The sequence below is a fragment of the Paraburkholderia sp. RL17-337-BIB-A genome, from assembly GCF_046025895.1.
Lineage (GTDB): Bacteria > Pseudomonadota > Gammaproteobacteria > Burkholderiales > Burkholderiaceae > Paraburkholderia > Paraburkholderia fungorum_C.
The window spans coordinates 4040755-4056243 of sequence record NZ_JARESY010000001.1; the positions used below are offsets into that span (position 1 = coordinate 4040755).

Annotated in this window: 11 protein-coding genes and 1 pseudogene; 4 read left to right on the top strand and 8 right to left on the bottom strand. The window is 58.2% G+C overall.

All coding sequences use genetic code 11. The features are described from left to right. The first annotated feature begins 1 nt into the window (after nt 1). Together P0D84_RS18015 and P0D84_RS18020 are read left to right on the top strand one after the other, a co-directional pair. A complete protein-coding gene (locus tag P0D84_RS18015; protein ID WP_408338537.1) occupies nt 2-2386 on the top strand; it encodes a colicin E5-related ribonuclease in 2385 nt (794 codons plus the stop codon). A 7-nt stretch (nt 2387-2393) separates the two neighbouring features. Next, a complete protein-coding gene (locus tag P0D84_RS18020) occupies nt 2394-2759 on the top strand; it encodes a hypothetical protein (RefSeq protein WP_408338539.1) in 366 nt (121 codons plus the stop codon). A gap of 98 nt (nt 2760-2857) precedes the next feature. Here the strand turns inward: P0D84_RS18020 and P0D84_RS18025 are convergent, their stop codons facing one another. Then, on the bottom strand, nt 2858-3319 hold the full coding sequence (locus P0D84_RS18025; RefSeq protein WP_408338541.1) for a hypothetical protein: 462 nt from the start codon (nt 3317-3319) through the stop codon (nt 2858-2860). A gap of 557 nt (nt 3320-3876) precedes the next feature. On the opposite strand from P0D84_RS18025, the gene P0D84_RS18030 reads away from it, so the two are divergent. Next, nucleotides 3877-5045 (top strand): IS3 family transposase gene (locus P0D84_RS18030; RefSeq protein ID WP_408338543.1). Its coding sequence is split into 2 segments (ribosomal slippage): nt 3877-4141 and nt 4141-5045, totalling 1170 coding nucleotides; the frame shifts between segments, so codons are not numbered across the junction. A 538-nt stretch (nt 5046-5583) separates the two neighbouring features. Here P0D84_RS18030 and P0D84_RS18035 read toward each other — a convergent pair. Continuing rightward, nucleotides 5584-7221: a methyl-accepting chemotaxis protein gene (locus P0D84_RS18035; protein WP_408338545.1), complete on the bottom strand. Its 1638-nt coding sequence runs from the start codon at nt 7219-7221 to the stop codon at nt 5584-5586. Between the two features lie 308 nt (nt 7222-7529). Between P0D84_RS18035 and P0D84_RS18040 the strand changes: the two genes are divergently transcribed. Further along, complete coding sequence (locus P0D84_RS18040) at nt 7530-8330, top strand: bestrophin-like domain (RefSeq protein ID WP_408338547.1); 801 nt, start codon at nt 7530-7532, stop codon at nt 8328-8330. Here the strand turns inward: P0D84_RS18040 and P0D84_RS18045 are convergent. From P0D84_RS18045 to P0D84_RS18070, 6 genes and pseudogenes are all read right to left on the bottom strand, one after another. Next, a complete protein-coding gene (locus tag P0D84_RS18045; RefSeq protein WP_408338549.1) occupies nt 8320-9147 on the bottom strand; it encodes an HpcH/HpaI aldolase/citrate lyase family protein in 828 nt (275 codons plus the stop codon). The genes P0D84_RS18040 and P0D84_RS18045 overlap by 11 nt on opposite strands. 36 nt (nt 9148-9183) lie before the next feature. Further along, on the bottom strand, nt 9184-9546 hold the full coding sequence (locus P0D84_RS18050; protein WP_408339884.1) for a UTRA domain-containing protein: 363 nt from the start codon (nt 9544-9546) through the stop codon (nt 9184-9186). Between the two features lie 6 nt (nt 9547-9552). Continuing rightward, nucleotides 9553-9852, bottom strand: a pseudogene (locus P0D84_RS18055) (CoA transferase); the annotation flags it as partial. Nucleotides 9853-10330: 478 nt separating this feature from the next. Beyond that, on the bottom strand, nt 10331-11782 hold the full coding sequence (locus P0D84_RS18060; protein ID WP_408338551.1) for a catalase: 1452 nt from the start codon (nt 11780-11782) through the stop codon (nt 10331-10333). A gap of 40 nt (nt 11783-11822) precedes the next feature. After that, complete coding sequence (locus tag P0D84_RS18065) at nt 11823-12530, bottom strand: HD domain-containing protein (RefSeq protein WP_408338553.1); 708 nt, start codon at nt 12528-12530, stop codon at nt 11823-11825. Between the two features lie 891 nt (nt 12531-13421). Continuing rightward, nucleotides 13422-15437, bottom strand: a complete 2016-nt coding sequence (locus P0D84_RS18070; RefSeq protein WP_408338555.1) for an ATP-dependent DNA helicase — start codon at nt 15435-15437, stop codon at nt 13422-13424. Nucleotides 15438-15489 lie beyond the last annotated feature (52 nt).

Consider the following 15489-nt stretch of genomic DNA (forward strand, 5'->3'; position numbering starts at 1 on the left):
CTTGATTCGTCTACTGGCCATGTTCGTTTTATTGATGATCGCGTTCGGAGCCAACGCAGACGACTGTTTCACGCTTTACTCGAAGTCCGGTGCAACGCCGGGCACAAAGACCTGCCGTCTCGACGTAACCAGCAATACACCTGGTGGCATGGGCAATTACGCGTGCGTTAACGACCTTGCCCTGATTGACCAGTGGTGTTCCATTCCAACTGTCGAATTGCCGGAGTCAAGTTGTCCGGTCGCTGATCCGGTGTATCCGGGCAACGGAGCTGTGACGCTTACGATGGGCGATTTCGTCAGCGGTGACGATGGCCCCATGCGCTTCACGCGCACTTACCGTTCCAAATCACTCGGCGCTTCAACGGCAGTAATGGGACCTGCCTGGTTTCACAACTGGCAGCGTCAACTTGGACTAGCAAATGCGAGCAGCGGTAGTTCATCCAAAGTTCTGGCGTATCGCGAGAACGGCGAACCGGTCACCTTCAACTGGTCATCGGGAATGTGGCACGGGAGCGGAAACGCCGGGTTGAGTCTGGTACAGGACGGCTCGGGATGGAGCCTGACTAACCAAGCAACCGGCACAACGGAAACATACTCGTCGCAGGGTGTCCTGCTCTCAGAAAACACGAAGAGCGGATTCGTTAGAACGCTGAACTATGACGCCAGTGGATTGCTGACTGCCATTGTTCAGCACTCGTCAGGAACCAGTGTAAGCAGCGACCTGACTGTACGACTGGAATACGACGGCAAGCGTCGCGTCTCACGGTTGCTCGATCCGGTCGGCGGCATAACGCAGTACGGTTACGACGACAACAGCAATCTTGTTTCCGTTATCTGGCCTGACGGCAATGTTCGACGGTACGTCTACGGAGATGCGCGGTTCAAGAACGCCATCACCGGTGAGATCGACGAAACCAGTACGCGCATCGCCACATGGACTTACGACGCGCAAGGGCGGGCGAATGCCGTCAGTCATCCGGATACAACGCGCAACGTGCAGTTTGCGTACAGCAGCAGCCAGACCACGATCACAGATAGTCAGCGTGCGACAACGGTGAAGTTTGCCTCTGTGGCGGGCATGCTGCGCCCCACCGAAACGAACTCCCCGTCACGCACGACCAGCACGTCCTGGGACGTGTCGGGCAACGTGCTGAGCGATACAAATTCGACCGGCGGTACTACCGAATTCAGTTATGACGCGGCAGGCCGCGTCATTCGGTTGGTCGTGCGCAACGCATCCAGTACGACCGTCACGTCTGTTCGATATGCCGATGCGACGGGTTTGAGTCCATCGATGATCGCGTCCCCCGGCAAAGTGCGTGCGTTTGTCTACGACGTGAAAGGCAATATAACCGGGTTCAGCGAGTTCGCCACTGACGATCCGACTGGCCAGCGCGGGTTCGATGCCAAGGCGTCAGGACATCAACGTACCGTAGGTATCGGATACAACAACTCAAATCGTGTCGTGGCCGCTCTCGAATATTCCAACGGGAGCAAAACTGCAGACTGGCTTTACGTATATGACGAGACAGGTAATCTGCGCGTTGCGAATGACAGAGTGTCCAGCTGGACACTCGGCACGATGAGCAGGGATGCAGCACATCGCCCTACCTATCTGGCGGGTGACAACCGCGAAGCAATCGTCACCTATAACGCGAGAGGGCGGGTAACGCAGTTCATTTATAACGAGTATCCCACGGTGCTGAACGGCGGCCTGTATAGGGTACTGACAGTGAACTATATTTACTCGCCTGATGGCCGAGTGGCGTCGCGCACCGGCACGGTCAAACAGAACGAGGGCGGATCGACGTCACTAGGTACGCCTTATGTGCTCAGTGGCGATGAGCTTAGTCAGTGGATCGCCAATCTCGAGGAAGGCGTCAACCCGGCCGGCCCACCGGCGAATCGGCTGGGATGGGTTCGTGCGATGCTCGGGGCGTCGGCTGAGCCGGGCTTGGTGTCAATATGTATCGAATGCATGTTCAATCCCGCGTTGGGTTGGGCGTGGGCTATCTCCCCGGAAAACGACGATCCGTTCGGGATTATTGGCGTCGTTGGGGCAGTACGGAATGGTCTTGATGCCGTTACGAAGCTGTGCAAACCCACCGCAAACAAGGTCCCGACGGTTTACGAGAACAAGATACTCGATACGATGAAGGGTCGCGGTTGGACAAAGGAAGACATTGAATCAACAATCGCGAATCCATACAGAACCGCACCAGCACGTGACACAAGGCGCAATGATGATGGTGGAGTTACAAGGCGTGACGATCCTGCTACGGCGTACATACGTGAGGACGGGCACTATGTTGTCAGGAATGACGTCGACGGAACGATTGTGCAAATATCGAAGCGTAGCGATCCCAATTGGAAATCACCCTTTTGAGGCCACCATGACTATCCAGGACAAAATTTTTGAAAAGTATCGTTCGGCGTCGATCGGCGAGCCCGGCACGGAGATCTATGTTGAGGGCAAGGCCGCGCTGGGCATCCCCGCCGACTGCGAAAACGCTGACGTTGCACTATATGGCTTTGATACCTTTACCATCATTCCGGGAGCGACATATCCTCATCTCGATGGAATCATGGACTATTCGCCAAGGGTCCGGAAACCTTGGGACGACTTTCGGCGTACGTGTAATAGAGACGCACTGAAACTCATGCAGGAAATGCTTGCGGAGAAAGGAGCCAACACCTACTTTTCTTTCGTCATGATGGACGCCGACGAATATGAGAGTTCGCTGCGTTCACTTCGTTAGCCGTCGCGACACCGTATAGTCAGCGTACGAAGAGGCACGCGTAACCGTGCCTCATTCGTTGAATCAAGACCGCTCCGACTTGGAATTGCTAGTGGTGGTTAGTGTGCAACGGCTGCGGCTTGCGCACTCACTTCTGCTCGCGATGCAATGTTTGAAAGCACCGGCTTGGACCGTTCGATATCCGCAGGCTCCGCGGTGCCTACTTTACCCTGTACCGCCTCGGACAAAAGACTCGCAGCACGCTTCGCGGTGATTCGGCTATGAGGCACATCCTTCGCATCGAGCGCGATCACCTGGTACAGTTCGCGGTCGCATTCAATCTCGCGCTCGTATGCCTCGCCGGTTTCGACGAGCAGTTCCAGCAGCGCCTGTTGGCTTTGCCGTTCGTCCCTTGTCATGCAAGGCGCCCTGCGTATTGAGGCCGCAAGCGTGACCAGTCTCTTAAGTTGATCCAACTGACGGTTGCACAAATCGAAAGCTGAAAGCGCGAGTTTCTCGTACTGGAGCGCATCGACGGGTGCGCGTGAGGATGCCTGGGGTTTCTTGGTGGATTGGCTCATGGTGCGATTTCCGGTTGGTTCCTGAATCGCCCGACACTCGCTAAATGGGGTGAGCGGGCACGTAGCAAGGTTGACAGACCGGGTGATGTACCAAACCGGCGAGCCTCGCGGCTCCCTCACTACGACCCGCCCATAGAAGAGGCATGCATAGGTGAGCACTACCCACTTTCGCGGGCAGTGCGGTACATCACTACGGGCTGTCAAACCCGCGCCGTTTTGTCTAACGGCAGGAACAATTTAAACCATCTATTTTTTGGGACGATCAACCAATCAGGCTAAACGCGCGAATTATAACTAATCTTTACATTTGGCCCGACGTACACACTCTCAACCCATTACTACGTCATGAGCAAAGACACGACAAACTTCAGCGCATCTCGCATCTCGCATCTCGCATCTCGCATCTCGCATCTCGCATCTCGCATCTCGCATCTCGCATCTCGCATCTCGCATCTCGCATCTCGCATCTCGCATCTCGCATCTCGCATCTCGCATCTTGAGGTAGCCTGACTTTTTAAGACACTCCTTTTTGATAAACTTTATCAATGGGAGCACAGATGACGAAACCAAGAACATACACACCAGAGCTTCGTGAAGAAGCTGTAAAGCTTGTGCTTGCACAGGGCCTGACGCTGGATGAAGCGGCGAAGCGAATTGCCATTCCGATGGGGACTTTGGCCACGTGGGTCAAAGCAGCCAAGCGTGGCAATGGCGCCGTGACGGCGCCAGGCAGTCGTACGGTTGCCGAATTAGAAGCCGAGGTAGCCAGACTACGTAGGGAACTGGCGGAGACCAAGATGGAGCGAGATATCGTAAAAAAAGCGGCAGCGTATTTTGCGCAGGAGTCGCTGCCAAATACGCGGTCATGAATACGATGCGACTCGATTATCCAATTGCTGTCCTGTGCCGTGCCTTTGAGGTTTCGCGCAGCGGCTTCTATGCCTGGTCTAAAGGTAAGCTGTCTCCACGTGCGCAGGTTGATGAACGCCTGAAAGTCGCCATCAAGGCTGTGCACAAGCAGAGCCGCGAGACCTATGGCACGCGACGCGTGAAGCCTGAGCTTGAGGCACAAGGCTTTATAGCCGGCCGCGACCGCATCGCTCGCCTGCGCCGAGAGCTCAATCTGCGGTGTAAGCAGAAGCGCAAATTCAAAGCCACGACGAATTCGAATCACAACTTGCCTGTCGCCGACAATCTGCTGAACCAGACGTTCGCGCCAACGCGGCCAAACGAAGCCTGGGTGACAGACATCACCTATTGTGCCACCGACGAGGGATGGCTCTACGTCGCCGGTATTAAGGACGTCTTCACCTGTGAGTTGGTTGGATACGCCATGGGTGAGCGCATGACACAAGGACTCACGGCGCAAGCTCTGTGGCGTGCTGTGCGCAACAAACGCCCCGAGAAAGGCTTGATTCATCATTCGGACCGTGGGAGTCAATACTGTGCTCATGACTATCGGAAGCTGGTTGAACAATTCGGCATGCAGGCCTCAATGTCGCGTAAGGGCAATTGCTTTGACAATGCTCCGATGGAAAGCTTCTGGGGCAGTCTGAAAAACGAACTGATACATCACCATCGCTACGCCACGCGCGCCGACGCGAAGGCGGCAATTCAGGAGTACATCGAAAGCTTTTATAACCGCCAACGGCGCCACTCACGCCTAGGCAATGTTCCGCCAGCGTTGTTTGCCGAAGCGTTCAGCAAACAACAACAGGCGGCTTAAGAAAAGAGTGTCTTCTGTTGACAGTACACCCCATCTCGCATCTCGCATTTCGCATTTCGCATTTCGCATTTCGCATTTCGCATTTCGCATTTCGCATTTCGCACGTGTAGCGTTTGGCGTTTGGCGTTTGGCGTTTGGCGTTTGGCGTTTGGCGCGATAGCTTTGCAAAGCATTTGGGGGGCGTCTATCGTTCGAGCGAGCGGAAAGTGCGACGGCGTTGAGAAGTACCGCTACGGCGCGCGCAGCGCCGCCGGAAGTATGACTGCTGTGTCACTCACGCCGAATGTGCGGGAACACGGATTCCAGATGCACCACTACCGCGGCTGTGCGGGGGACCCGCTTAAGAATTAGCGGTTTGAGCCGCTTTCTCTTGCTTACTTCTCTTTGCGGCGGCAAAGAGAAGTAAGTGCCTGCCCCGCACAGGGGCGACGCTAATAAACCAATAACAAATCAAGGAAAGGCCAAAAAGCCAGATCAAGGAAAGGCCAACACCCTAGAAGCACAGACAAACCCGCGCCGCACGGGCAAAAAACCAGCATCAAACCGCCACAAACCCACCCACCTCAACCTTCCCCGGCGCGGCCATAAAACCTCCACGCCGCCCGGCAAACCCACCCCCACTTCCCGTCTGAAACACCGCCACAGCAGTAGTCAACCTCCTAGCCTGATCCTCCAGCGAACTAGCCGCGGCAGCGGCCTCCTCCACCAGAGCAGCATTCTGCTGAGTCACCTCATCCATCTGCGCCACAGCAAGATTCACCTGATCAATCCCCGTACTCTGCTCAATCGCCGCAGCCGCGATCTCCCCCATAATCGAACTCACCCGAGAAATCGCCTCCACAATCTCGGTCATCGTCGACCCCGACCGTTCGACCAACTGCGAACCCGCCTGCACCCGCGCCGTCGACGCATCGATCAACCCTTTAATCTCCTTGGCCGCCGCAGCGCTTCGCTGTGCCAACGACCGCACTTCGCTAGCCACCACAGCAAACCCACGCCCCTGCTCGCCCGCGCGCGCCGCCTCGACCGCCGCATTCAGCGCCAGAATATTGGTCTGAAAAGCAATCCCTTCGATCACGCCGACAATATCGGCAATCCGCCGCGAGTCGTCGACGATCCCATGCATCGTACCCACCACCTGTTCGGTCAGCTCGCCACCCTGCGCCGCCAGGCTCGACGCCCCCTGTGCCAGCGAACTCGCCTGCTTCGCATTGTCGGCAGTCTGCTTGACCGTCGAGGTCAGCTCTTCGATGCTAGCCGCCGTTTCCTCAAGCGAAGCAGCCTGCTCCTCAGTACGCTGCGACAGATCGCTATTACCCGCCGCAATCTCGCTCACACCAGTATCAATCGACTCCGTGCCATGCCGCACCGCATTCACCGTCTCAATCAACGAATCCTGCATCTTGCGCAACGCCGCCGCGAGACGACCCATTTCGTTATTGCTCGTCACATCGATCTGGCTAGTCAGATCACCGTTGGCAATCCGTTGAAACTGCGCGATGGTGGCATCAACCGGCGTAACAATCGCACGCACCATCACCGCCCGCCCGACCAACGCCCCCAGCAGCGACACCCCCATGCCGACCGCCACCGCAACGCAGATCGCGTAGAACAGGTCCTGCGCATCCTGATACCGCTGTTGCCCATGATCGAGTTGCAATTTCTCGAGCGTGAGCATCGCCTTTTCGTACGCGCTATAAAGCGACGGCAGCTTGTGCGCCTGCAACTGTTCAAATGCGGTCTTGTCGCCGGATTTAAGCGCGGCCAGCGCCGGCTCAACGCCCTCGTGCAGGAAATTGTCGCGCTTGTCCTGCATGTCCTTGATCAGGCGCTGTTCATCGGCATCCGCGCCCGCGCGGCTCACATAGTGGGCAAGCCGATCGTTCGATATTTTCTGGTATTGATCCAGGCGCTTAAGCACCGCGTTCGCGCCATCCTGATCATTCAGGTCGACCAACGATGCGTAGGTCGCCAGCGCCAGCCGCAAGCGCAGCAGCTGTCCGGCGCTGCCTTCAAGGTCGGCGACTGCGGGCGTATCAACGGTGTACATCTGCTGCAGCGACGCGTTGCTCGCGCGCAACGACAGCAGCCCGGCGGCGGCGCCGAACAGCAGCACCACACCGAAGAACGCAATCATCAAGGTAAGGCAGGTTCGAATCGACAGATTTTTCAGCATCGGGCTTGTCTCCATTGGGCTGCCTGACCGAATATTCAGAAAATTAGCCTCGGCCACGCGTGCTGCGCCCAAGCCCATACGACCAGGTTCGCAACCTTTGTTTATTTAAAATTAAGCGCATGCCGCACAAATGGTCTACGGCGGGATTAAAGAAAACTTTATGGTTGATAGCGCATACGTTTGCGATACCTCAACATACGAGCGGCAGCCGGCGGCCAACCATGCAAGCGTTTTTGCGGGACTACCCGGGTGGTCGGCGGCCGGCGGTCAGTAGAAAGTGACGAGGCACACGTCTACGGAGCATCTCCATGTCGGAAATAGGCTCGGCTCTGCTGGTTTTCGCTTTATTGCTTATTAGCGCCGGTCTGGGCGTGTGGGTGCGACCGCTGCTGCCTGAGGAGCATAAGGCTCACGAGACCGTACAACTCATTCAATTGGTTATCGGCATGCTGGTGACGTTTGCCGCTTTGGTGCTTGGGTTGATGACGGCGTCCGCGAAAGCCGGCTTCGATACCGAGTCGAATGATTTGCGCAGCTTTGCGGCCGACCTGATCGAGTTCGACACGACTTTGCGGGAATACGGCGGCAGTACGGACGAGGCTCGGCACCTGCTGGCCGAGTACACCGCGGCGGCGATTGCATCGACATGGCCCACCGAGCCGGCTCCGGCCGGGGACTACCCGAGAAACATCGGGTCGCAGGATAACTCGCAGCGGTTGGAGAGCGTGCGGCTCGGCGACATGCTGACTGCGGTGGGAAATCAGTTGCGGCAATTGCAGACGCATGATCCGTTACAACAGCGCACGCTCGATGACGCGTTGAAGCAATACCGGCGAACTGTGGATGCTCGATGGAAGATCATCGAGGAAGCGCACAGTTCGATTTCCATGCCTTTTCTGATGACGCTGACATTCTGGTTGTGCGTGATTTTTCTCAGCTTCGGGTTGATCGCACCGCGCAATGCGTTGGCGTGGGTGACGATCTCTCTCGGAGCAGTGTCGATTGCTTCCGCCATTTATGTGATCGTCGATCTGGATACGCCGTTTTCCGGGCCAATCGTCGTTTCCAGTTCGCCGATGCGAGATGCGCTGGAGCATCTCAGGCGGTGAAGCCTACGTTCTGCCTGGCATCAAACTCAAAAATTCTCCTGGCGCGATCGACGATCGGCTTATCGACCAGTTTGCCATCCACTGCAAATGCCCCTTCGGGATGCTCGTTGCAAGCGGTCAACACTCGCGCCGCCCAACGGCGCTCTTCGTCGCTTGGCGCGAACCCGCGATTCACCGCGTCCACCTGCTTAGGGTGAATACAAAGCTTTCCGGTGAACCCAAAGCGCCGCGCGGTAGCAACCTGCTCCGTCAACCGCTCGGGATTGTCGAACTCCAACGTCACGCCGTCGACTGGCGCAGCCAGGCCGGCATACCGCGATTCGATCACCATTTGCGAGCGCACGTAATCCAGCTCAACGCCCAGCCCTTCAATTCCGGCGTCGCCGCAAAAATCGACCGTCCCAAATGCAAGCCGCGCCACCGATGGCACGGCGGCAATCTCGCGCATCGCCACCACACCCGCGACGGTCTCGATCAGCGCCACGATTTTTACCTGCGACGGCAACCGTGCAGCAACGTCGGCAAGTTGCTGTGCGCTATCCGATTTCGGCAGCATCACGACCGAAGCGCCAGAGCGGCTAACCATCCTCACGTCTTCGGCATGCCACGGCGTGCCCACCGCGTTCACGCGAACAAGCAGACGCGAACGGTCCGCCGTCATGAGCCAACGCTGCAAGCCCTCACGCGCATGTTCCTTGGCAGCCGGCGCGACCGCGTCTTCCAGATCGATCACCACCGCGTCGGCGCCCGAGTCGAGCGCCTTCATAAAGCGCTCGGGCCGGTCGCCCGGAACGAACAGGTAGCTGCGTGCGTCCATGTTGCTCTCCTTCAGAAGCACGCTGCCAGGTCCTGCCTAGTTCGCGTGCCAGTCGAGTTGAAACGTTTCGGAATAACTGTAGCGATCCGCCGGATGCACGCTGATCGTCAGTTCCACCAGTTGCCCACGACGGTTCAGATAATGGCGGCACAACCACAGCGCCGGCGAACGCGCCTTTGCGTTCAAACGTTGCGCGAGCTTCGCCGGCATCGCGATCGCGCGGATTTCCTGCTGCACTTCAGTGATCTGCTCGCCGAACTGTCTTTCGATCAGCGTGTAGATCGGCACGTGAGACCGGCCGCTTAGCCCCGTCAGCGATCGGAACGCCGGGTGGATGTACACCTCGGTGTGGCAGATCGGCTCGACGCTGCCTGGCGTTCGGCGAATACCTTCGGCCAACAGTCTCTTCGGATTCGCCTCACACAGCTGGTCGTACGTGACGCCCGGCTTCACCGGCAGATCACCGCGCAGATTGTTGAACACGGCGTCGCTCTTCTTGACGAGGTCCAGCAGGACAGCACGCGCTTCGGGCTTCTTCAGATCGAGCGTCAAGCTGGACCTGTTGCGATTGAACGCTTCGAAAAAGTGACTATCGCCTTCGCCGAAAAAATATGGGCCGACCGCGCGGCCCACGTCGCCGACACGTTTGGCGGTGGTGCGAATCGCCTGCAAATCCGTGCCGCAGTCGGGCTCCGTCAGGCCGATACCGCCGCGCCATTGCGACGCCTGCTACACAACAAGGATAAATCGAACAAATCTCGCCGAGCCTCGACACGCATTCCGATCCGATGTGCGCGTGGTCTCGTGGTCTTCGCGATCGCGACCATCGCGGTCGGTTTTGTCAAGGCAGGTTTGTGGAAGCTGGGCCGCAATCCGTCGCAACCTGGTGCCGAGGCACGCCAGACCATGCTGGAAGGTCTACCCTCGGTGGCAGCAGAACGCTGTCCGGTAGCGTACCAATAGGCAAAATATCGAAGGAAGCGCGGCGTGAACGGCCTCGCCTCGCGCCGTCAACCAGGCGGGCGACTCGCCCGTGGCCAATAAAAAACCCCGCTCGAAAGCGGGGTTTTTTGCATTGACACGTCTAACGCCAGCGTCAGAACGGTTCTAACCTGTAATTCCAGAAAGATTGGGGCGTAGCGCTGCAGATGATGCCTCCCGTCTCCCTGCAAAGGCAGAACAACTATGCCGACGCTTCTTCTAGCGCAGCGATTGCCTGCGCCACACCCGCGCCGTATGCCGGATCCGCCATCGTGCAGTGTTCGATATGCAATTGCTGGACCGGCTTCGACACGCCGTTCAGCGCTCGCGCCGTGTTTTCGAACAGCGTCTGCTGCTGCGCTGCCGTCATCTGGCGGAACAACGCCCCTGGTTGCGAATAATAGTCGTCGTCGACACGGTGGTTCCAGTGATCCGCCGAGCCATCAATCGACAGCGGTGGTTCGCGGAAGTCAGGTTGCTCCTGCCACTCGCCCCGCGTATTCGGCTCATAGGGCGTGGCGCCGCCTGCATTGGCATTGACGCGCATCAGACCGTCTCGATGGTAGCTATGCACGTACTTCGCACCACGCGGCGCATTCACCGGAATCTGGTGGTAGTTGACGCTCAGGCGGTAGCGTTGCGCATCTCCATATGAGAACAACCGGCCTTGCAACATCTTGTCGGGCGAGAAACTGATGCCTGGCACCACGTTGGCGGGGGCAAAAGCGGCCTGCTCGACGTCGGCGAAATGATTGTCTGCGTTGCGGTTCAGTTCCATGACGCCGACTTCGATCAACGGGTAGTCGCGCTTCGGCCAGACTTTCGTCAGATCGAACGGATTGATCGGATAGCTGCCCGCCTCCCTCTCCGGCATGACCTGCACATACAGGGTCCAGCGCGGAAACTCCTGGCGTTCAATCGCTTCGTACAGGTCGCGATGATGCGTCTCGCGATCACGGCCGACGAGCGCTTCCGCTTCTGCGTCCGTCAGGTTTTCGATGCCCTGTTGCGAGCGGAAATGGAATTTCACCCAGAAGCGTTCATGTGCGGCATTGATGAAGCTGAACGTGTGGCTGCCGAACCCGTGCATATGGCGGAACGTCTTCGGAATACCACGATCGCTCATGACGATTGTGATTTGATGCAACGCTTCCGGCAGCTGTGTCCAGAAATCCCAGTTGCTCTCCGCGCTGCGCAAGCCCGTGCGCGGATCGCGCTTGATCGCGTGGTTCAGGTCCGGGAACTTGAGTGGATCACGCAGGAAGAACACCGGCGTGTTGTTGCCCACCAGATCCCAGTTGCCTTCCTCGGTATAGAACTTCAACGCGAAACCGCGAATGTCCCGCTCGGCGTCCGCCGCGCCGCGCTCGCCCGCCACGGTCGAAAAGCGCGCGAACATCTCGGTCTTTTTGCCGACCTCGGAAAAGAGAGCGGCGCGCGTGTATTGGGTGATGTCGTTCGTGACCGTGAAAGTGCCGAATGCGCCAGAACCTTTCGCGTGCATGCGACGTTCAGGGATCACTTCACGATCGAAGTGGGCCAGTTTCTCCAGAAACCATACGTCTTCGAGCAATGCCGGACCACGCGGACCGGCGGTCTTGATGTTCTGGTTGTCGACGACAGGTGCGCCGAAAACGGTAGTCAACTTTTTCATGAAAGATCCTCTATCTACGCAATTGGGCAGCGGCAGTCGTTCAGTTGCCCTTAGCCGCCGAATCAGTGCCGCAGCCGCAGCCCTGGTGGTGAGCGTGACCGGCCTTGCTGTCGTCCCACGCGGAACCCAGAATGATCTGGCAGAAATTCAGGCGCCTGTATGACGGATCGCGCAGTTCGAGCACGTCCGCCTTGACGTTGCCGAAGGTCGTCTCGGGTTTCTTGATCGTTCCTTGCGCGAAGGCATCGATGATGCCGTTCTTGAACGTCTCTTCGCGCGGATGCGCCGCCACCACCTGAATCCGCTGTTCGTCGCTGAACTCGTGATAGGCCATGCCGAGCACGTCCATCTCGACCCCAGCGGTCACGAGCGCGACGACCGGCTTCAGATGTTCAGGCACGCCCGGAGTGGTATGCAGCGCAATCGACAACCACACCTGTTCGATGTCGTAGTCGTTCATGCCGTGCTGTGTCATGAAATCACGCGCGGCATTGGCGCCATCCACTTCGAAACGGTAGCCTTCGCTGCTGTACGCGGGCATCAGGCCCATGTCATGGAACATGGCGCCGAGGTACAGCAGTTCCGGGTCGTACTTAAGGCCCTTGCGTTCGCCGCTGAGGGCGCCGAACAGGAAAACCCGCCGCGAGTGGTTGTACAGCAGGTCGGTTTCGGTATCGCGTACCAGTTGGGTGGCCGCGCGCGCAATTGCGCTGTCGGGTATCTTGATGCCTGCAATCGTGGTGCTCATTTTCCGGTTCCTCAGTTGGCAAGTGGGTGGCGCATAGGTGTGCTTCCATGCTTCGACAAGCGTCGCTGAATTCCTGACACCTTTTCGAAGCGATTGATGTAGACATCCGCTCAACTTCTCGTCCGCGAAACATAATCTACGGAGTGCGATGCATCCGATCAGTGCGTACGAGCGGCGGGTCAACGAGACCAGTATTGGGCAGACAGCCGGTGTCCGACAACCGGAACGAAGCGCTGAATTCTGCCAAGCGTGCGGGGTATGCTGCCGTGCCCTTCGGATGAACTCCGTCAGGGCCTGTGGCCGACACGGCCATTCACTTACCGCACGGCGGTCGCCCAGATTGCCGATTTGCTGGGCTTTTCCGGCGTAGGGTATTTTTTCGCGCTTCTTCCGGCGGCTGGAGCGGGTGAGTCCGCGCGATTTTCGGCAGCAGCGGGCGTCGTATGGGCGAACGCGCGCTTGAAATGTTGCGGCTAAAGGGCGCCCCGAATCCCAGAGATAAAAAAAGCCCCGCACGGGGGCGGGGCTGATCTTTACATTCTGTGGTTACAAAACCTCAGAACGGTTATGCCCACTAGAAACTGTTGGTACCGCCCTCGATGTGAGTGAGTGAAGGGCTTTCAGCCAACACAGGTGCTCACAAACGTTGGTAGAACGCCATTCTGTCCTTTTTAAACCCCACAAACCGCGTCCAAAGGTAGGTTTGTGGGTAGCAATTCTGTCCTCTGTCCAGCGCATTTGTTGCCCAACGCCGCATCAGTATCGCATGGTTGGAAGCCCGAGAATGCCGAGCTTCCAACCACGCTCGAGCGTATAGCCCCGTCAGCGCGTCAAGGGTACGCTGCGCCGGGCTATCGCCCGCCCTTGACTCGATTTACGTCGTCGGATTGGTCATGCCGATTCGAGAACGCTTGCTTCCTCTCGCGCGAGATACATTGCAAGCGCGCGGTCCAACGCCACCCGCCGGCTGCGCGATTTCGGAGGCGCGAGTACAGCCCGTCGCGCAGCTTCCATATCCCCAACCAGGATGACCTGTGTCTGTGCGCGCGTGATAGCGGTGTACAGCATCGTTCTGTCCAAGAGCTTTGACGCGGTGACAGGGATGATGATTCGGGCCCACTGAGAGCCTTGCGCTTTGTGCACGGTGACCGCGTAGCCAAGCTCGATGTCGTCGAGCATATCTCTGGTCAATGGGCGGCGAAGGTCGTCATCCCATTCGACCCAGGCCAGAACGCTTTCTAATTCCACCGACGACTCGTTGGGCGCCTCAACTTGGACGACTCTACCGAGTGAGCCGTTCTGCAATCCTTTGTCCCACAGATTGCGTGTGCAGAGCACGATATCGCCAAGGTTCAATCCACAATATTCTGGCTGCTCGAATTCTTCGTTCCAGCTGGTGACGGTCGGTTTGTCTTTCGTGAACCGAGCCTGACACAGTTGATTCAGAGCCTTGGTTCCCGCAGGCCCATTACGTACAGGCGCGAGTACCTGGGTATGCTCGGGGTCGAGTGCATAGAGCTCAACGACCATGTCGGCCAAGAGTCTTTCGTCGCACGGAATGAACGCTACCGGCTCAGTCTCGTCAGCCGTGACCGTGGGCCACTCTCCAGCCCGCACAGCTGCGGCGACAGCGGCAATCTGCCCACCGTAGCGTTTCACGGTTTTGAGTTCGACCGTTGGGACTTCCGGGACTTGCATGATGCAATGAAGAACCAGACCGGGCCCCACAGGCATCAACTGATGAGGGTCGCCTGCGAGTAACAGACGCACGTGCGAGGGTAGTGCGTCGCAGAGCCGACTCATGGAAATGATATCGACCATACTGGCTTCGTCGATGACGAGCACAGTTGAACCGTCGAACGATATATCAGTGATAGCGTTCAGGAAGCTGGCAATGGTAGCGGCCGGACGACCGGTTGCTTCCTGCATCCGTTTGGCCGCTCGCCCTGCGAGCGCAACTTGCAGGATTCGCACTCCGGCTTCGTCGTAGACGCAATATAGCGACTTGAGGACTGTTGTCTTGCCGACGCCCGCACCGCCAGTCACACAAACAAATGAACGGGCAGCCGCAAGCCGGATGGCGTTTTGCTGCTCCGGATTCAGCTCGATACCGGACTCTGCCTGAACCGCAGCGATTATTTTATCGGCCACGGCAGGCTCAACCAACTGCTGACCGCCGCCTATCAAACGTTCCTGTATGGCTTTGGCAACCTGACGCTCCATCACCAATGCACCAAGCGGCTGCAAGCCCTGTGCAGTCTGCACGACGCTGCCATTGCTCAGCCCCTCGGACACGGCAGCGGCGAGAAGGTCTCGCCATCGAACGCCCACAGGTGCGGTCCCCAGCAGGGGAGCTACCTGACCCTCGAGGTCAGCGGTTGCCATGACCGTGTGGCCGTTGGCGAACATGCGATAGCACACCTCCTCAACGGCGCCGCGCAATCGGCGAGGGTCATCGGCCCCGACACCAAACCGGGTTCGTGCCAACCGGTCGACATCCGCCCATTTACCAGTGAAGGAGAGAAGACGATATGGGTCTTCTTCGATGCGAGCCTGAGCGTCTTCGCCGAAGAACCGCAATACCTTGCGACCGATGCGCAGGTCGAATCCCTGCACCTGCAACCATTGCAGCGTGCGAGACTGGCCGTGTTCAGCCCAGGCGTCGACCAGCCGCTGCGCGGCCTGCTCGGTCAGCGCATCGCCAAACGCCGACGCGTCCCGCGTATCCAGAAGGGCGTACAGGCTTTCACCAAATCGCTCCCAGAGACGACGCGCCTTCACCGAGCCTATGCCCTCGAACGCCGGATTCTCGGCGATGAACGTCACGATGTGCTCGCCGGAAGGCATGGCTAGCTGCGCGGCGTCTGCCTCAACCTGCTGCTCGACCAATTCGAACCCGTCGACCACGGAACGCCTCTCCATTGGTCGCCCGCTCACACGCCACCACTGACCTCGTTCG